The 16,483-nt window shown below is 39.6% G+C and carries 19 protein-coding genes and 1 pseudogene; 6 read left to right on the top strand and 14 right to left on the bottom strand.

All coding sequences use genetic code 11. From position 1 onward, the window contains the following. Nucleotides 1-44: 44 nt before the first annotated feature. Entirely contained in the window at nucleotides 45-725 is a 681-nt protein-coding gene (locus AC3WRW_RS26705; protein ID WP_492549260.1) for a TetR/AcrR family transcriptional regulator, read from the bottom strand. A 137-nt stretch (nucleotides 726-862) separates the two neighbouring features. Between AC3WRW_RS26705 and AC3WRW_RS26700 the strand changes: the two genes are divergently transcribed. Beyond that, a complete protein-coding gene (locus AC3WRW_RS26700) occupies nucleotides 863-2,224 on the top strand; it encodes an MATE family efflux transporter (protein ID WP_492549289.1) in 1,362 nt (453 codons plus the stop codon). Between the two features lie 188 nt (nucleotides 2,225-2,412). Here the strand turns inward: AC3WRW_RS26700 and AC3WRW_RS26695 are convergent, their stop codons facing one another. Continuing rightward, complete coding sequence (locus AC3WRW_RS26695) at nucleotides 2,413-2,979, bottom strand: histidine phosphatase family protein (protein WP_492549259.1); 567 nt, start codon at nucleotides 2,977-2,979, stop codon at nucleotides 2,413-2,415. A 133-nt stretch (nucleotides 2,980-3,112) separates the two neighbouring features. Next, nucleotides 3,113-3,247 (bottom strand): annotated as a pseudogene (locus AC3WRW_RS26690) (DUF6262 family protein); the annotation flags it as partial. 45 nt (nucleotides 3,248-3,292) lie between these two features. On the opposite strand from AC3WRW_RS26690, the gene AC3WRW_RS26685 reads away from it, so the two are divergent. Continuing rightward, the gene (locus AC3WRW_RS26685; RefSeq protein ID WP_492549258.1) at nucleotides 3,293-3,499 is read left to right on the top strand and encodes a hypothetical protein; all 207 of its coding nucleotides are present in this window, start codon (nucleotides 3,293-3,295) and stop codon (nucleotides 3,497-3,499) included. After that, nucleotides 3,496-3,654, top strand: a complete 159-nt coding sequence (locus AC3WRW_RS26680; RefSeq protein ID WP_492549257.1) for a hypothetical protein — start codon at nucleotides 3,496-3,498, stop codon at nucleotides 3,652-3,654. The genes AC3WRW_RS26685 and AC3WRW_RS26680 overlap by 4 nt, the downstream gene beginning before the upstream one ends. 451 nt (nucleotides 3,655-4,105) lie before the next feature. On the opposite strand, the gene AC3WRW_RS26675 is transcribed toward AC3WRW_RS26680, so the two are convergent. The 4 genes from AC3WRW_RS26675 to AC3WRW_RS26660 form a co-directional block, all read right to left on the bottom strand. Next, nucleotides 4,106-4,942, bottom strand: coding sequence for a hypothetical protein (locus AC3WRW_RS26675; RefSeq protein ID WP_492549256.1), 837 nt, complete (start codon nucleotides 4,940-4,942; stop codon nucleotides 4,106-4,108). Continuing rightward, entirely contained in the window at nucleotides 4,935-5,498 is a 564-nt protein-coding gene (locus AC3WRW_RS26670) for an RNA polymerase sigma factor (protein ID WP_492549255.1), read from the bottom strand. The genes AC3WRW_RS26675 and AC3WRW_RS26670 overlap by 8 nt, the downstream gene beginning before the upstream one ends. A 597-nt stretch (nucleotides 5,499-6,095) precedes the next feature. Further along, on the bottom strand, nucleotides 6,096-6,611 hold the full coding sequence (locus AC3WRW_RS26665; RefSeq protein WP_492549254.1) for a hypothetical protein: 516 nt from the start codon (nucleotides 6,609-6,611) through the stop codon (nucleotides 6,096-6,098). 75 nt (nucleotides 6,612-6,686) lie between these two features. Further along, on the bottom strand, nucleotides 6,687-7,712 hold the full coding sequence (locus tag AC3WRW_RS26660; RefSeq protein ID WP_492549253.1) for a DUF4830 domain-containing protein: 1,026 nt from the start codon (nucleotides 7,710-7,712) through the stop codon (nucleotides 6,687-6,689). A gap of 263 nt (nucleotides 7,713-7,975) precedes the next feature. Between AC3WRW_RS26660 and AC3WRW_RS26655 the strand changes: the two genes are divergently transcribed. Next, nucleotides 7,976-8,893, top strand: coding sequence for a hypothetical protein (locus AC3WRW_RS26655; RefSeq protein WP_492549252.1), 918 nt, complete (start codon nucleotides 7,976-7,978; stop codon nucleotides 8,891-8,893). Nucleotides 8,894-9,715: 822 nt separating this feature from the next. Here AC3WRW_RS26655 and AC3WRW_RS26650 read toward each other — a convergent pair. Then, entirely contained in the window at nucleotides 9,716-10,534 is an 819-nt protein-coding gene (locus AC3WRW_RS26650) for an ADP-ribosylglycohydrolase family protein (RefSeq protein ID WP_492549251.1), read from the bottom strand. Between the two features lie 326 nt (nucleotides 10,535-10,860). Here AC3WRW_RS26650 and AC3WRW_RS26645 point away from each other — a divergent pair, with 326 nt between their 5' ends. Together AC3WRW_RS26645 and AC3WRW_RS26640 are read left to right on the top strand one after the other, a co-directional pair. Beyond that, the gene (locus AC3WRW_RS26645) at nucleotides 10,861-11,328 is read left to right on the top strand and encodes an S-Ena type endospore appendage (protein WP_492549250.1); all 468 of its coding nucleotides are present in this window, start codon (nucleotides 10,861-10,863) and stop codon (nucleotides 11,326-11,328) included. A gap of 113 nt (nucleotides 11,329-11,441) precedes the next feature. Beyond that, nucleotides 11,442-11,816: an S-Ena type endospore appendage gene (locus AC3WRW_RS26640; RefSeq protein WP_492549249.1), complete on the top strand. Its 375-nt coding sequence runs from the start codon at nucleotides 11,442-11,444 to the stop codon at nucleotides 11,814-11,816. A gap of 58 nt (nucleotides 11,817-11,874) precedes the next feature. On the opposite strand, the gene AC3WRW_RS26635 is transcribed toward AC3WRW_RS26640, so the two are convergent. The 6 genes from AC3WRW_RS26635 to AC3WRW_RS26610 all read right to left on the bottom strand — a co-directional run bounded on the left by AC3WRW_RS26635 (nucleotide 11,875) and on the right by AC3WRW_RS26610 (nucleotide 16,398). After that, the gene (locus AC3WRW_RS26635) at nucleotides 11,875-12,672 is read right to left on the bottom strand and encodes an AraC family ligand binding domain-containing protein (RefSeq protein ID WP_492549248.1); all 798 of its coding nucleotides are present in this window, start codon (nucleotides 12,670-12,672) and stop codon (nucleotides 11,875-11,877) included. 24 nt (nucleotides 12,673-12,696) lie between these two features. Continuing rightward, nucleotides 12,697-13,272: a LysE family translocator gene (locus AC3WRW_RS26630; protein WP_492549247.1), complete on the bottom strand. Its 576-nt coding sequence runs from the start codon at nucleotides 13,270-13,272 to the stop codon at nucleotides 12,697-12,699. A gap of 89 nt (nucleotides 13,273-13,361) precedes the next feature. Further along, a complete protein-coding gene (locus AC3WRW_RS26625; protein ID WP_492549246.1) occupies nucleotides 13,362-13,724 on the bottom strand; it encodes a phage holin family protein in 363 nt (120 codons plus the stop codon). 78 nt (nucleotides 13,725-13,802) lie between these two features. Then, nucleotides 13,803-14,951 carry a WD40/YVTN/BNR-like repeat-containing protein gene (locus AC3WRW_RS26620; protein WP_492549245.1) on the bottom strand — a complete coding sequence of 383 codons (1,149 nt, stop codon included), beginning with the start codon at nucleotides 14,949-14,951 and terminating at the stop codon, nucleotides 13,803-13,805. Nucleotides 14,952-14,977: 26 nt separating this feature from the next. Continuing rightward, nucleotides 14,978-15,673, bottom strand: coding sequence for an RDD family protein (locus AC3WRW_RS26615; RefSeq protein ID WP_492549244.1), 696 nt, complete (start codon nucleotides 15,671-15,673; stop codon nucleotides 14,978-14,980). A 269-nt stretch (nucleotides 15,674-15,942) separates the two neighbouring features. After that, the gene (locus AC3WRW_RS26610) at nucleotides 15,943-16,398 is read right to left on the bottom strand and encodes a hypothetical protein (RefSeq protein ID WP_492549243.1); all 456 of its coding nucleotides are present in this window, start codon (nucleotides 16,396-16,398) and stop codon (nucleotides 15,943-15,945) included. Nucleotides 16,399-16,483 lie beyond the last annotated feature (85 nt).

Raw genomic sequence — 16,483 nt, 5'->3', positions numbered from 1 at the left:
ATTTATATGTTTTCTGCACTATCGTTCCGAGCGTTTTTTACACTCTACTTCTCCTGCTCCTTTATCACCTGCTCAATCCCCAACAGAATCAGCTTCAAGCCGAACTCAAACGCCCCATCGCTTCCCATCAAATCGAACAGCCCGTTCTTGTGCATCTTTCGGAACAGTCCCGCTTCCGACTCGCTCATAGAATCCAGTAGGCGGATCATCTCCTCACCCGGAATCACTCCCTGGTCTTTAAGGATAGCGGAGACATTGCGCTCATGCTGATAATCGTCTAGAACAAAGTAGAAAATATAGTTCACAAGTGTAGTAACCACTTGCATTTTCTGCTCTTGCTCAAGCGGCGTCGCTTCCACACATAGCAGCATACGGTTGGTGAACCGGATAATGTCCGGCTCGTGAGGCAGCGTCATCATCATGAGCTGCGTGGAGCAGGGATACCGGCTGAGCACGCTCCGTACCGTTGCCGCGAGTTCTGTCAGCTGCTCCTTCCAGTCCCCCTCGGAGTGGAACTCCTCCAGAATTGTTTTTGATACCTGGTTGGCCAAACGCTGGTAAAGATTCTGCTTGCTCTTGAAGTACCAATACAGAGAAGGGGCCTGTATCCCCAGCCGGTCGGCCAATCGCCTCAAGCTGAATTTCTCGATACCCTCCTCCCCCAAAAGCTCCCACGAGGTTTCCAAAATCTTATCCTCCGAAATCTGAGGCTGCTGCTTTTTCATCGGTATCCACCCTTTTATCTAACAGTGTAAGTTTGTTCTTTACAGCTTCTTAAGTTCATGATATCATCTAACACTGTAAGGTTCAATCTAACACCGTTAGGTTAGTCCAAAAATAAATGAAGAAAGTGGTGACCCGCATGGATGCAGAAAACCTTCATTATTTTGAAAAAGCACCGATCACAAAAGCCGTAGCTCACTTCGCTGTACCGATGATGCTAGGCATGTCAATGAGTGTCATCTATTCCATTTTGAATGCCTATTTCCTTGGTACATTAGAAAATACGGCTATGTTAACCGCACTTGCACTAACTTTGCCGTTATTCTCGATCATTATGGCGCTAGGCAATTTGATTGGCATGGGCAGCGGTACATTTATCTCCCGTTTACTAGGCGAGAAAAAATATGATGATGTAAAGCATGTGTCTTCATTCGCCTTTTACAGCAGCTTGCTTCTCGGTCTTATCGTGATAGCCGTTGGTCTCCCGTTGATCGATCCCATCGTTCATGGCCTTGGGGCAACCCCTGACTCATTCGGATTCACAAAGGATTATGTCACGATTATGCTTATTGGATCGCCAGTCGTCGTTTTATTCTTCACGCTGGAGAATATTGTGCGCTCGGAGGGTTCGGCAATCACGTCGATGATTGGTATGATTCTCAGTGTTGTTGTCAATATTATTCTCGATGCGCTAGCCATCTTCGTTTTCCACTGGGACGTGATCGGCGTTGCCTCCGCTACGGTTATCTCTAACCTGGTTGCGAGTGCATTCTACGCCTTCCATTTGGGCTATAAAAGCCAATTCTTAACCGTCTCCGTAAAATGGTTCAAGATGACCAAGGACATTCTCAGCAATGTATTTAAAATCGGAGTTCCCGTCTTTATTATGAGTATCTTCCTAGGTGCAATGTCTCTCGTGTTGAACCACTATCTTGTCGAATATGGGGATCAGGCCGTAGCCGGGTTCGGAATTTCATCACGTTTACTGCAGTTTCCTGAGTTTATTCTGATGGGCTTATGTGAGGGAGTCGTGCCGTTAATTGCCTACTCTTTTACAGCGAATAAATTGCGCATGAAGCATACCATTGGATTCACGATCAAAACGATTGTGGGGTTAGCCGTCGTGTTCGGCGTCATCGTCTATCTGACTTCCGACCACCTCATTGGTTTATTTACGAATGACCCTCAACTAATTGAAATGGGCAGCTATATTCTGCATGTTACGTTCTTATCTCTGTTCATTTCAGGAACGACCACATTGTTTACGGGGATCTTTCAAGCAACAGCGCAAGGAACCGCCGCCTTTATTATGTCCGTTATTCAAGGAATTACTCTGATTCCTGTGTTGTATATCGCCAATCGATTGAACGGCTTCCACGGGGTGGTCTGGTCCCTCGTCATTGCGGATGCTGTAGCGTTCCTTGTTGGCGCCATCATGCTGTATGTTTTGCGGACTAAATTGCAACCGGATATAGAAAGTTTATGCACTAGAAATATATAGCACGCAAGAAGGCAGGATGAGGGCATTCCTCGATCCTGTTTTTTAGTGCTGCACGACAAGTACTTGCATACAGGCACAAAGCAAATCTTTAATTCGTCTTTTTATCCTAATGTTTGTATAAAAAAGAGAGCAAACGCCGGCTGAGGTGATTTGCTCTCTTTTTTGAACTAATGTACCCGTTAGCTTATTCAAAAATCCCCATTCCACAATCTTATTACTTCTTTTAGTTCTGAACTTTCAAAACTTAATTTATAAATATCTGGTTTCGTTAATTGATTTAAAAAATCCAAACCATAACTTGAATCAAAATAATTCATCATCAATGTCATTACAAGTCCATGTGTTCCAATAGCTATTTTTTTCCCAGAGTGTTCTTTCAATATGTTTTTTATTACTGATATCGATCTATTCTGGCATTCAGAATTAGACTCCCCCCACGGTAAAGAATAATCAAAATCATAAAATTTCTCACTAATGACGGACATTAAATTCTCAATGATTTCTCTAGCAAAATGCCTTTCCCTGAGATCCTCAAATGTTTCGATATCTAATCCCAAGTTTTGTGCCAATCCCTCAATACTCAAAATTGCTCGGTTATACGGGCTAGATATAATGACATCAATTCCTTCTTCTTTAAGTATCTCTGTAACTTTTTCAACATCGCCCTTGCCCTTAGTGGTAAGTCCCCTTGTTCTTTCTGTTCCTTCATTGTATGGTGATTCAGCATGCCTAACCATATAGATGATGGTGTTCATATAATCCTCCTTGAAATATTAACTTATTATATTACTGTGATTTCATCACGTGATAATCGAAGTCATGAGTATTCCATCTCAAAAAGTATTCGCGAAGTCATTTAGCTATCCTCCCGTTAGCTCAATGAATGCGTTAAAATTTGCTGTAAACCTGTGCATAAGCCTTTTTCACCTGCTCACGCAATTCTTTTTTTTCGCTCTCCAGCGTCTTTATTTTGCGTTTTAATGTTTCGATGATAGCATCCTTGCTTCCATTACTCATCTCACGTGCACATGATCCATCAAGCAATGACTAATGAAGGAGTGATCTGATATGAACCCCACTTACCATGAACTGCTTGAAGAGTTTAACGATATGAACTACAAGATCAAGGATCTGGAAAACGAACTGTCCTTTGCACAAGAAGCCTTGACCGATGCCGAAACCGAACGCAGCGTACTGGAGTCGTTTATGAATCACAGGTCAAGATCATTGCCAAGTTTCAGGGGATACTCAATGCCTTGGGGGTTTAGGATATGAAGAAACTAGAAGAAATGGAGACCATTGAAAAAAGCCGCACATTCAGCAGCTTTTTGTATGAAGATATTCTATTATTTTTTTACAAGAGTTCCATAGTCGTTCCGGAGAATTCGCCCCTGGACAACGGAGGACTGGTTCTTTACGGTTCTTGGTGAAAAAGGTTTGCCCCAAGGGTGAATAGAAATTTCCTGGTTAGTTATTAAATATATCTTTATCTCGGATTGCGGGGATTTTCTTTCACTTGGAAGATTTTCTTCTTTTTCAAAATGTTTTACGCTGTTAACCACTTAAGAATGTTCTGAGTTTCTTCCGCGATCGCTTCTCTGCCATCTACGCCAGAACCCCAGATTTTGATAGTCAAAACATCCCCGTTAGAAATTGGAAGAAAGGACAATTCCAGCAGATTATCATCTACTCTTTCACATCCAATTAAAATCACGAACAGTATCAGGAAGGATACTATGGCATTACCATTACACCTTACGCAAGCTCTTACGTCTCTACGAGTTATATGACAGAGGTACATATTGGGAAGCTCACTATCAAGGTTCTATTCATGACTAATAAGTATATGTGAGCTCAGAGCCCCTAAAAGGGGCTCTTTGTTTATTTTGTAGATAATTGATTAATAATCGATGTTAACATGCTCATACGCTCATTCTTAGAAAGCGAATTAGAATTTGTTGATAAGATAACACGCAACACTCCACCTTTATCCATAGGGATCCAAGTATCTAGAGAATTGATTGTCACTACCACTTGAAAACCTTTTATTTTTTCAGTGCTAATGACATCTGGTATGCCAACACCATTTGAATATGTAAAGTTTGGATCATATCTATAAGTCAGTGTAATCTCATCATTAGAAACAGTGTTGTTAGACGCATCAATATTCACTTTATCAAAATAAGCAGTGTATTCAATTTCTCTATTTCTTTTGTGGCTGACCGTATTCTTCTCAACATCCCACGTAACAACACCCTCTCTACCAAAATCACTTGCGAATTTGTATCCCTTAGGTAGATAAGTTGGTAAGTTTAGCTTAACAGGCGATAGCTTTTGAATTTCAGATCTAGAGACTTTTGTACTTTCTAATAGTTTGTTCATGCTTTCATCAATGGAAAGATCATGGTCTATACTGGAACTGTTCTTTGTATCTATTGAAGTAGAGAATATTGGTATGTGATTAATATCAAATAGTTTTTTAACTGATTGCCCGAGGTATGGAGCTGCATAAATCGTACTTCCCACCAATAATGCAATTAACAATGTAGCAGCGAAAAGACTTCTTTTTAGAGGGCGATTAATTCGTACATAATGGCGAGTTTGTTGTTGAGTTGCTTCTAGAATTTTTGCTTTTAAATTAACTGATGGCTTCTCCGAGTTCACAAAATATTTTAAGGATTCACTAACTTCTTTTTCTATTTCAAGATGATTATTCATGAATAAATCCCTCCCGGAATTTAGCTTGTTCTTTTTCTATACTCATCTTTAGTTTTTTTAGCCCATGGTGGATATGCCACTTTACTGTACCAATTGGTATTTTAAGAATTTTAGAAATTTCTTCTTGTTTAAATTCATTAAAATACTTTAAAATGATGACCATTTGTGTCGTGGTTGAGAGCATTTTAATGTGAGTAATCATTTGATTTTGTAGTTCTTTTTGATGGAATGCAGCCTCTGGTGTAAAGTCATCCTTACTACTGATGTTTAAGAATTTTGATTTAAGCCAAGCATTCCATCCTTGATGCTTTCGGATATGATTCTTGGCTAAATTTAAGGCTACTTGATAAAGCCAGTTTCGAAATGGATAAGTCTCATCATACTGATTTATTTTAGAAAACAAATGAATGAATGTTTCTTGTGTAATATCCTCTGCAACCGTTCGATTTCTTACTAGAACTAGTATTGATTGATACACCTGGGTACTATATAACTCAAATAACTCTCCAAAAGCAGTCGTATCGTTTTGTTTACAACGCTGAATAATATTGTGCATGACTCTCTCCCTCCTTACTTCACATAATATATACACTTGATTCCATGATTTCGTTTGCACAATTTAAAATAAAATTTAGCCAATTTCTATACGGCCAGAATAAAAAAACTCAGTCGATGGATCGGAGCCATCGCTGAGCTCTTGATTAATAGCTTTTGTCGCAATTCAAGTATCGTTCTCCCGTTAGTGTAATCGACGCTAAGTGACATTCAGAGAATCATTACGGTCGCTATCTCTTTTCCAGCCCATAGTCTGAAGCAATATCCGCTTACGAGTAAATGCCAAGGTGCTTCCTCGACTAGGAAACGTACATCTGCGTATGTATCCCATGTACCTTCGATGAACCCAGTAACTTTAACTGGTACCGTCCAAGAATCTCCTGTAAACGTCTTACCCATAAGCTCGCCATAATTGACAATAAGATCCCTTAACCAAACATCTTTGGGAATATTGCTTGGATCTCTTTCCCATGTGATGAGGGCTTTGAAAGAACGACTAGTGTCGAAGTTTTAGACTCCTTTCCTTACCCGTTACTTCATAACGTAGGGAGCACCTGCCGGGCCATCCACTTCCTGTTTATTGTGCTATCGTTATCCATTAGTTGAGTGGTATAACCTCAAAACGTGCCTTGTTTGTTTCAAGTTCTAAGTCTTTTTCATTGTCCCCATTTCCAATCGTGAATTTTGCAGTTGCCGAAACTTCATAATAACCTGGCTTTTCAAGTTTGTACGTATAATGCTCTGTAATCATCCCTTTTCCTTGAAAAGTAAGATATTTTCCTACCATAGCCATAGCAAATGTATTTACCCCCTTGCCATTACTATCTTTAATAGAGAAATAAAAAAGACCTGGCGCATGTAAAATCGTAAAATCACTATCAGATAAGTTTTTTAGAGTAGCCTCAACAACGAATTCTTCATTTGATTTTATTTGATTAGGGGCAGATATGTTTGCTGTAAAAGGTTGATTTTCAGGAGTAGGAACGGTTGTAGTAACCACTTCTGGAGCATCCTTGGGAAGAGAGAGAATTGCTGTTTGTTCTTCAGATGGCGAAGGCTGACCGCATGCAACTAAGCCAAGTAAGGCGAGAATTATAATAATTAATTTCTTCATTAAGCACCTCTTAAGAAACAAACGCTAGCCATTCCCAGATGACTAATGTCATCCGCTTCATTCAGCCACCTTTTGTTACGGACCCGTACCCAATGCTCCAATTTTCCAACCGCTTGCATATTTCTTCATATAGGCATAACGAGTTTCCTTACCATCGGGGTTGTTAAACGCATCATTTTTCCAATGAATCTTTAAGGATACCTCAACAACTACTTCCGATAAGTTTGCAATTGATTGAAGCTCCTCTCGGCTTTCGTGATCAATAAGTTTAAACGAGATTGGGGTAGCACTAACAATATTCGATACGAGAGAATTATTTTCTCCAAATCCGGGGTTGTATAACTGATCTGGTCCTAGGTTTACTGTCAATGTTTCCAACATTCCCCTCCGATCCAAGCATGCGTTAGCTCTAGATGTGTTCTTATTTTCGATGGCATTGAAGAAAGCAGTCAATACTTCGATAGGTTTCATCTCTGTCAAGTCGTTGTTAGAACTATCCGATATAAATAACCCTTCCTGGTCGTCACTCCACTGTTCAAATGAAAGTCCAGTGATGTCTTCTAAATACCGTTTATTTACAGAAGGACCTATGCTTTGAATATTGAAGGACAACCATGCTCCAACAACCTTCTCGGATTTTACCAACAGATTAACATTGGAGGGATAATGAAACTCAGTTTTCTGATCTCTACTGGGTAGACCATCTCTTAATGCATACTGCCACACTTCCACGGAGGAGCCCTTTAATGGAACTAAATTTATTCCAGCATCTTCAGAAAATACGTTCGCCAATCTCCAATATAAACCCATAGGATACTCGCCAGTCTTCACTGTCCAATCTAAGGGTACATTCACTGTGAATTTCTTGGGTCCAAACCGTACATCTAAATTATAATGCTTTAAAAATAGATCAGGAGTGAGATCAGAGGGTAATGTTTTACTGACGGGTAGTCCTTGTTCTGTAGTATCTATTTTGCTTTCATTAACTGCTTTTGAACTTGAACTTACTTGATTAATATTTGAATCATCACAACTTGATAATAGACCTATAAAAATAATAATCATTAAGCTCGTAGAGCTCGTTATTTTTTTCCTTTTCATGAGCACCTCCAGTTAAATACTACCATAAATTAGACGTTCACAACTCGTCGAAGTTCCATGTTTTAACATTTTTACTTTCATGGATATTTAGATTATGGCTACTGTTGAGTTTTTATTTCTTACTTGATCAATGCAGAAAACATTAATAAACATAGATAGAGATTCTTCATAATTATCTATGCAACTTTTATTTTGAAGAGTCGTCTAATTTGTTGGAAAGAAACGAAAAATGGATGCTAGTATTTAAAGGAGTGGTTCCAATCATGATGAAGCTTCTCGTCTTCGCCGTCCTTTGTTTAAGCATACTTCTTGCATCCTGCTCATCAGGCAATCCGGCAACTGTACACGAGCCTGCAAGCACCGCCCAACCGAACGTCCCAGCGGTTCTCGAACCATCGGTTCAGCCCATCCAGCTGTCAAACACAGCTTCACCTGTTGCGGAAGCATTCCCTCAAACAGTAAATTTGCCCTTTCAACCTATTAACCTGAGCCAGTTACAAGTAGGCAATCCGCAATCAGATTGGACAAGTGTACGCAACCTTTCGTTCGGCGCCTTCCAAGGAAAGCCAATCGAGTTGACCGTCTATCAAAAACCTAAAGACGAAGCTTCGCTTCTGCCGCAGGAATTGGACATTGAAATGAACCTGCAAGGAAAAACATACGTGATTAGCAACGTTTCCCACGATCTACTTGTAGATAAAGCAGTCAATAACATAGTCATGTTCAACCAAACATTTTCCTCCGGTTCAAAAGATTATTATTTCTTAGGCGGGGTTGAGTTGTTCGCGAACGGTCCGGGACTCATGCTCTATATCGTCTACGATTTCTCGCAAAAAGCTTGGTATACGTTTGATCAATGGGGCAGCCCATCTTTTAAGGACCTCGACGCCGATGGACAAAATGAGTTCGTCATCGAGTTTCAGGGCATGCATTTGCAGTTGCCGGACGTGACGGTCATCCATATGCAAAACGGCAACCTTCAACAAAGTGCGCCCTTTTCCGATACGCTAGTCGAAAGCAGCTGGTCCTCTGGTCTTTCCGATTACAAAAACAAAATATTCGTCAAACTTTCCAAAAACTTGGATCAACCATCCTTCGAATTCTACATCAATGACGAAAGATTTGATTCCCCTCTGGCGAGTTACCGATATTCACAAGAAAAACTGGAGAGAGTCAAGTAAAAGAGCGAAACGTTATAACTGTCATCACCAAATACCAGCCTTACTTAACTCCCTTTTCAAAATCATTTCTTATTAAATTTTTTCAAATTTTCTTATTAAACTGCTAGTTACTTTAATAATGGAATCAAAAAAGAGCTGCTTCAATGCAGCTCCTGCGCTATCGTCCCTGTTAGCTTAATGTAACAGCAACTTTCAAGTATCTGATTCATTTTTTATTGTCTTTAATAATGGAGACAATTACCATAATAAATAAAACAACAATTGTAGTAAGGACCACACCACCCAACAATACAAAACCCATTTTTCTAATTAATAAACCAACTGCAGCATCAAGCATATAGCGCCTGCCTTTTTGGTAATAAATTTATCATTCATTTGTACTTATGTGTAAGTACTAAAAATTTATAGTACTAGAGTGAGGTAGTTATACAAAAACCTGTACATTCACCGGGAACATATATGAGTTCTGCAGCAGTAGCAAATTTTTTCCACAAACAAGCAACGGTTACTGGAAATTTAAGTTTTAGTGGCGCTGGAAGCTCTACAATACAAATTTCATCATCTAAGGAATTACTCTGATTCCTGTGTTGTATATCGCCAATCGAATGAAATAGAAAGTTTAGTGCACTAATATAACACGTAAGAAGGCAGGATATGGGCATTCCTCGATCCTGTTTTTTTTAGTGTCACGACAAGTATTCATATATAGACACAAAGCGAATCTTGATTTCCCCTTTTTATCCTATTGTTATTATAAAAAAGAGAACAAACGCCGGCTGCGATCTGCTCCCATTTATACGGATATTACTTATCACTAGACACTTATATTGGAATGTTGTACCTCTCGTTGAATAATCCAATTATTTGCCTTAACTTGAGATCGAGTCTTAGCATTACCTCAGAAATAATATCCTTTGGTATTTCCTTATAGTACGCATGTGCAATACCACCAGTTATACATGCTATCGTGTCACTGTCTCCACCAATTGATATAGCCTTTCTAATTGCATCTTCAAAATCTGTTGATTCTAAAAATGCAATTATCGCTTGTGGGACCGACCCCTGACAGCTTGGATCAAAAGCATAGTTTGGTCTAATGTCATCTAGTCTTTGCTTGAGATTGTATTTGAATTTCTGCTGAATGAATGATTGAATTTCATTTTTTGTTTTGTTGTTTCTCGCAAGAAAAACTGCACAAGCTACAGCTTGGGCACCAATGATACCTTGCCTATGATTGTGGGTTACTAATGCAGATCTTCTGGACTCAATCATTACTTCTTCTAAAGAGCTAAAGGCAAATCCTATCGGACACACTCTCATAGCCGATCCATTTCCATAACTTCTGTATGGTTTGGGGTTGCTACTCAATACCCATTCCTCAAATTTTTGACCATACCCAACGTTAGGATACCATTTAGCGTATTGCCTTAGTTTATTAGCGTATAATCTCTTGCTTGCATAATAATCAAAGAGCTTAATACTTTGTTTTTTCTTGTTTAAAATAGCATCAGCTATAGCTACTGTTAAAACAGTATCATCCGTAAATCTCGTGAACCTATTATAGAGTTTAAACTCCGTAGATTTGGTGTTATGCCACTCAAAGACTGAACCAATTACATCTCCTATAACAGCACCTAACATAATACACCTCTTAAACCCCATCAAAAATTTGTGTTTTTGAACTTTAGTCAGCTCTGGTCGGTAAGAAACTCTCGAAAAACTAAATTCATTATTTAATAATTTATGAAATAGGGAATTTATGAATACATCCCATTCTGTTTGTTCAGATGCACACTTATGGTCGTTTTTGTCATTATAACACGTTATCCCGTTACTGCTCCTGACTAAAAATCACAAAAAAAAGTTCAGCAATCGCAGCTATTTGGACTTGTATGGAGGCAAAAACCGTGGAGAAGCATTAAATAATATAGTGAAGAAAGCTGGCTGGCGGAGGTGTGTACGCAAAAGTGGAAAAAAATAAAGAAAAGGTTATCCAGAAAGTCGTTCAGAAAAATAACCAAGTTGTTTCTCTCAAGGTTGCTTGCGGGAGCTGCGGAAGAAAAAAGTGCAAATGCAAAAAAAAGAAAAAAAACCGAAGAGTGATCAAATCAGCAAAAGCTCAAATTTTCCAAGAAAAGCTTTGCGGTAATTTTGGTTCTGGTGCGACTCTTGCCGTATGGACTGCTGAAGATGCGAGTGATTACATTCAAGGTACGTTTGAGGTTTTCAACTCGTCATCTAGCGATGGTGAAGTAACCGGAAAAGTTGCATCCCTTTCCCCTGAAGATCATCATACTCCTACTCCGATTACAGTACCTCCTGGATGGACGATAAGTACCAGCGTTAAAAACCCAAAAACATTTACGATTGCTACTTCAAGCGGTTCGAATGGTACGTATTGTATCACTCTATATAAACGCGTTAAATCCGTTTAAGACTGTGCCTATTTTTCTACTCCTACACAAATGCACTAAGCAGTTCTCTTAAAAAATTCATTAAATAAAGAGAGGACAACTTCAATGACTGCATGATGATAGGAGGTATGATTATGTGTGGTTCTAATGGAATGAGTTTTGGAAGTGCTTGTTGCCCTCCAGCTCATATATTCCAAGAACAAATTTGTGGAAACTACAGTAATGTTGGAACTACGACTCCTTTAGTATTTGATTTATTCTCTGCTCCTGTTGGCGATTATTTTGAAGGAACATTCCAGCTCTTTAACTCTGCAGCTAGTCCTACAACTGTTTCAGGGACGGTAACTTCCGCAATAACAACTCCACCCACTACTACTACAATAGGCCCCGTTCCTCCAGGAACTACTTTCACAGTAGCTGTAAAAAATCCCACTGACTTTGGCATTACAGCATCACCAGGAGTAAGCGGTACTTATTGTATTACGCTTTATAAACGTATACTAGCTTAATCAATAGGAGCAGCTGCCGCGGCATCTGCTCCCTCGTTTGTTTAACTATCGTCATCCGTTATGCCTTCCATTTTCCACCTGAATCTATATGAGCCATATACTCAAACGCTGTTGTTCCATATACGCTTTTAAAGTGTTTATTCAAATGGGTTAAATCAACAAAACCGCATGCAGCCACTGCCGCATAAATATCTCTATTTTGTTCAATTAATTGTTTGGCGCGTTCGATTTTGCAGTTCAGAAAGTATTGGTAAGGTGAAATTCCGGTTTGAGCCTTAAATAATCGGATAAGCTGAAATTTCGATAACTGAAGCTCTTTACAGATTTCATCAAGCTTAAGTACATGTTCTAAGTTGGCTTGAAGCATCTCCTTAGCTTTTCTAATTAACGCGTTATCTATCTTGTCATGTGCAGAAAGGTTGGTTTGAATAAGGCTGTCCGTGAGGGATAAAAGCAATTCACTGCACAACGTCTCATCTTTTTCGTTTAATATAGCATGAGAAAGATTTAATATGCGTTGTTCAAGTTTACGATTATAAACGATAGGATCAGAAAAACGTATGAGATCCTTTTTCTCTACAGCTTCCAAAAGCATTTGCGGCTCAATGTACAGCATGACATAGTCAAGACCTTGCTTATCATGGGCCATTCCGTCATGAGCCTGTTCGGGATTAAAAAGCATAATGCCATTTTGATATGATAATTGCAGACTGCCGTCCATGCAATAATGTTGAATGCCGCGCAGCGTTACGCCTATGGCATACTCCTTGTGGGAGTGCTTTTTATATTTAAATTCAGTTATGCTTGCTGATAATGCCGTAATCCCTGCCGACTTTTTATAGACAAATTTGTCCATTTCAATCACCTCTACATAAGCTGACTATATCCAGATCATGATCGCAGCATAAACTAAAAATAGGGTCATCAGTACATTTACTATTTTATCATGCTTACGTAAAAACTCCTTAAAGATTGTACCGAAGAGAACCCACGTCGTAAAAGCGGAAAGTCCAATCAGAGTTATAGCCACAATACTTGTCGCTACCACAGGGATCGCCTTGTAGTTGGGCAAAATAAAACTTGGAATTACCGTCATTGAAAATAGTATAATTTTGGGATTTAAAAACTGCATCAAGAAGCCCGACATTAAGGTAGCCGGTTGGTTTACGGTTGGTTTTGACATGTCTTTTTGGTAAATTTGATAAGCGAGATAGAACATGTACATGCTCCCGATGATCTGCATGACAATTAATATCTTCGGTATGATCGTGACAAGAATTGTATTTAACGCAGCAGAAATAACAAGTAATAAACCGAAGCCAATCGTTGCTCCGTACGAATATTTCAGTGCTTTTTTTGCCCCATAATTATGCGGGGTAGACAAGATGACGATATTCGTAGGACCCGGAGTAAAAGTAGCAATCATACAGTAAATCAAAAAAGATGTAATATTCATGAGAACGCTCCTTTCAAGCTATTCTCATATCCTACATCTTAAAATGATTTGCCATATAGTACATTATTGCAGATGTAGAACTTCATCCGCTATAAATGCTTTTTACTTGTTACTTTTACAGTAAAGATGCTCAAAATAATGGTAAGAACCACATATGTCCAGAAACCATGAATTTCAAATCCAGGTAAATACTTATCAAGAAGCCATAACTTTATGGGTGTCAATACAAGTGAAGCCGCCACTAACAAGGGAGTAGTTAAACAACCAATCCCGACCACTATGGACAACATTGAAATGGTTAATAAAAGACCGTAAATGAAACTGATAACAAACATAAGCACGGTTGCAACGATCAATGTTTTTGTATCCGAGATGGATATATACGAATTGAAGTATTGACTCCCACACCAAAAAACAAAAAATGTAACCAGTAAGTTAAGTATGTTTCTCACATACAGTCCTCCTTGCCAGCTATTGATATTAAATACTATATGAAAATTTCGTTCATCACATGATTATTTCTCCTTCCCTCAATCCAACATGTAGACTCGCCAATCGTTGCTGTTTGGCTGCTTTCGAACACAGACCGCCATCGTTCCAATGGCTGAATCGTCTTTTGCATCCGTTTGATAGGTTAACCCCACGCATAACTGATCCTGGCTGGCTTTATTTGAAGGTGGAAATGCTCTGACAAACGTATAACGGTGCTTCTTCATTTGCTCAGTCCACGAGATTGGAGCCCTCTCTTCCATCAGCTCGTCGACTTTCTGCTCATCTTGAGCTAACCAGCTGTCGGCAAAGCGTTTTACTGTATCAAGAGCCGCTTGATTAGCATGAAATTGCAGGATGGATGCCGTTTCGAAAAGATGCCAGCTTGCACCGTTGTCGATTGTTTCGTAAGAAACCGTTTCCGAACCCTGTTCCTTGATATAATCCACCCTGACCGTTCCAACCCCATCTGCACCAAGCACTGCTTGATAGGCTACTCCAATTTGAAAGTCTTCCTTATGAGGAAACTTTTGCAATTTCCAGGACTTCCCACCATCCGTTGTACGATAAAAGGGAATCACACCCTTCTCCTTGTAGGAGGAAGTTATAAATCCAGTTCCATCCTCCAGCATCATGATTGAAGTGACATTTCCATTGATATCGGAAGTTAAGTCGCCAATGTAGGTCCATGTTGCTCCGCTGTCTTTTGATCGGTACAGTGTTTTGTTGGTACTATTCCCTGTTGACTCCGATTGCAGCATGATCCAAGAGGTTCCGTCTTGATGAAACGATGCAAAGACATGATCTTGATCCACATTAGCTTCCCATGCCTGCTCTGTTGGAAGGTGAGAGAAGCTCCAATTTACTCCGCGTGTATCAGTGCGATAGACTTGGAGCGCCTCCCTATTGTTGGAAGTCATCGGACGGTCAATCGTCCAACCGGTTAGATCGCCTTCATGATAAAAATAAATTCGATTTCCACTTGTTATAGGCATTGGAAATCCCTCCAAAATGACTGGAGCAGGTTCGGTATCAACCGTTTCTTCAGGTGCCATGGATGCGAGAGGCTGCTGCTTAGTTGAAGTATTTTCTGCCATGGAATTATCACATGCTGCAGCAAGTAGGGTAACGAGTATCATGGTTAGGATAGTTACATATTTTTTCAATTTTCTGTTTTCTCCTATGCCCATTAAGGTTTCTCACCTCGTTTTATCATTCACTGGGGTAAATATGCTCTAAATCGGAAATAAAGTACTAGAATCGCCATTAGCCATACCAGCAATTCCCCCCACCAACTCTTAGGTCGGTGAGACACTACAGCTTCTGTATCCCGGTCCCAAGTTGTCGTTCCTAAATTGTGTTTCAGTTGTTGGTAGCCACTTAAATTAAAAATCAGTGAAATAATCGGAAGACCTGCTCCTTGTCCTCGCCACCATACGAGTAGACTTCGCCTAAGAGCTTTACGGAAACTCAGTCTTTGGCCCTCCAAATTACGTATATTTATACCAAGAATCCACTTGCCTATTGTGGTTCCCAACCATTTTAGTAAAAATGCCTCATAAGGGATGGAAATAACAAGAATAGCAATCCCCAGCATAATACTTCCAAAGGTGGTACTCATGAAATCCATCGGGATAAAGAACATGAGAACACCGAATAAGAAGCCTAAAATTAACATATCAAAACATCTCGCCCAATATCGGACCCATGGCCGTACACCTACTATGGCTGTGCTCACGAAATGCAGCTCTGCAAAGGTTTCGGCTGCATTCCATTCCGAATCATTCCGCTTGACACTTGTAATGCGTTTCAGTTCTCTACTTTGAATCAAATTATTCATTTCTTTCGTTGTGAAAGGGCCATTTTCATGATCTCCCTGCTTATATAACCATCTTTCTTTTTCTTCTACCATAAGAGCCCCCATATCAACTATAAATTAGTATCGATTTTGAACTTGGTTGTGTATTAACCCGACAACTTCGAGTTTATCGCCTAAGTGTAGCGATCCATACCGTCATGCTCCTCTCCATGTTCTTCGGTATAATCTAGATGAAAGCATTAATATCTTAACACACCATGTTGAATAAAACTGCCGATAAACGAAAAAGAGAACAGATGGCGGCCGCGGCGATCTGCTCCCTGGTTATTCAACTATCGTTCCTCGTCTCCTATAAACAAAAATCACCGGTTAATTTTCTTTTTCATTAAATAACCACCAATAACCACTAACAGAGCCGCGCAACCATATGGTAAAAAGTCGGCCAAAGTATACCTGTTCCCAGCATAATCGCCGCCATAAGTTGCTTTCATATACGCCCCATTATCATCTTTTATGGCGATTACTTTCTTTATTTCAACCCCAATAATTTCGTAATATCCAGTTCCTACGGGATAGCGATTGGAAAAGTTTCCAGAGTAAGTACCTTCCTCATCGGAATATCTTGTAACTTTGCCTATTTTCACACCAATTTGCTTCGGATCTAAATGTTCTTCTGATATAACGTATATTTTTCCGTCATGGACTACAAACATATTTGCCCAATCTGCTGAAACATTACCGGCAAGTAAAGCAGAAGAAATTATTAAAGCAAGAAATAAGCTTATGGCAAGTCGCATTTTCGCCTCCAACAATTCCAATATCTATATAGGGCTTGCTGAACAAGATTCGCTCCAGCTTACGCCCAACGCAAATCTCTAAATCCAAACAGTCTGAAAAAAAGGA

The sequence above is a fragment of the Paenibacillus sp. FW126-R14 genome (genome assembly GCF_058789495.1).
This window is presented reverse-complemented; position numbering and strand designations above follow the sequence as displayed.

What these genes read in the sequence shown, in the direction of transcription:
- AC3WRW_RS26695 (WP_492549259.1), bottom strand. Translation starts at nt 2,979, where the DNA reads ATGAACACCATCATCTATATGGTTAGGCATGCTGAATCACCATACAAT.
- AC3WRW_RS26620 (WP_492549245.1), bottom strand. Translation starts at nt 14,951, where the DNA reads ATGGGCATAGGAGAAAACAGAAAATTGAAAAAATATGTAACTATCCTA.
- AC3WRW_RS26660 (WP_492549253.1), bottom strand. Translation starts at nt 7,712, where the DNA reads ATGAAAAGGAAAAAAATAACGAGCTCTACGAGCTTAATGATTATTATT.
- AC3WRW_RS26685 (WP_492549258.1), top strand. Translation starts at nt 3,293, where the DNA reads ATGAACCCCACTTACCATGAACTGCTTGAAGAGTTTAACGATATGAAC.
- AC3WRW_RS26665 (WP_492549254.1), bottom strand. Translation starts at nt 6,611, where the DNA reads ATGAAGAAATTAATTATTATAATTCTCGCCTTACTTGGCTTAGTTGCA.
- AC3WRW_RS26700 (WP_492549289.1), top strand. Translation starts at nt 863, where the DNA reads ATGGATGCAGAAAACCTTCATTATTTTGAAAAAGCACCGATCACAAAA.
- AC3WRW_RS26635 (WP_492549248.1), bottom strand. Translation starts at nt 12,672, where the DNA reads ATGGACAAATTTGTCTATAAAAAGTCGGCAGGGATTACGGCATTATCA.
- AC3WRW_RS26630 (WP_492549247.1), bottom strand. Translation starts at nt 13,272, where the DNA reads ATGAATATTACATCTTTTTTGATTTACTGTATGATTGCTACTTTTACT.
- AC3WRW_RS26655 (WP_492549252.1), top strand. Translation starts at nt 7,976, where the DNA reads ATGATGAAGCTTCTCGTCTTCGCCGTCCTTTGTTTAAGCATACTTCTT.
- AC3WRW_RS26650 (WP_492549251.1), bottom strand. Translation starts at nt 10,534, where the DNA reads ATGTTAGGTGCTGTTATAGGAGATGTAATTGGTTCAGTCTTTGAGTGG.
- AC3WRW_RS26615 (WP_492549244.1), bottom strand. Translation starts at nt 15,673, where the DNA reads ATGGTAGAAGAAAAAGAAAGATGGTTATATAAGCAGGGAGATCATGAA.
- AC3WRW_RS26675 (WP_492549256.1), bottom strand. Translation starts at nt 4,942, where the DNA reads ATGAATAATCATCTTGAAATAGAAAAAGAAGTTAGTGAATCCTTAAAA.
- AC3WRW_RS26640 (WP_492549249.1), top strand. Translation starts at nt 11,442, where the DNA reads ATGTGTGGTTCTAATGGAATGAGTTTTGGAAGTGCTTGTTGCCCTCCA.
- AC3WRW_RS26705 (WP_492549260.1), bottom strand. Translation starts at nt 725, where the DNA reads ATGAAAAAGCAGCAGCCTCAGATTTCGGAGGATAAGATTTTGGAAACC.
- AC3WRW_RS26670 (WP_492549255.1), bottom strand. Translation starts at nt 5,498, where the DNA reads ATGCACAATATTATTCAGCGTTGTAAACAAAACGATACGACTGCTTTT.
- AC3WRW_RS26680 (WP_492549257.1), top strand. Translation starts at nt 3,496, where the DNA reads ATGAAGAAACTAGAAGAAATGGAGACCATTGAAAAAAGCCGCACATTC.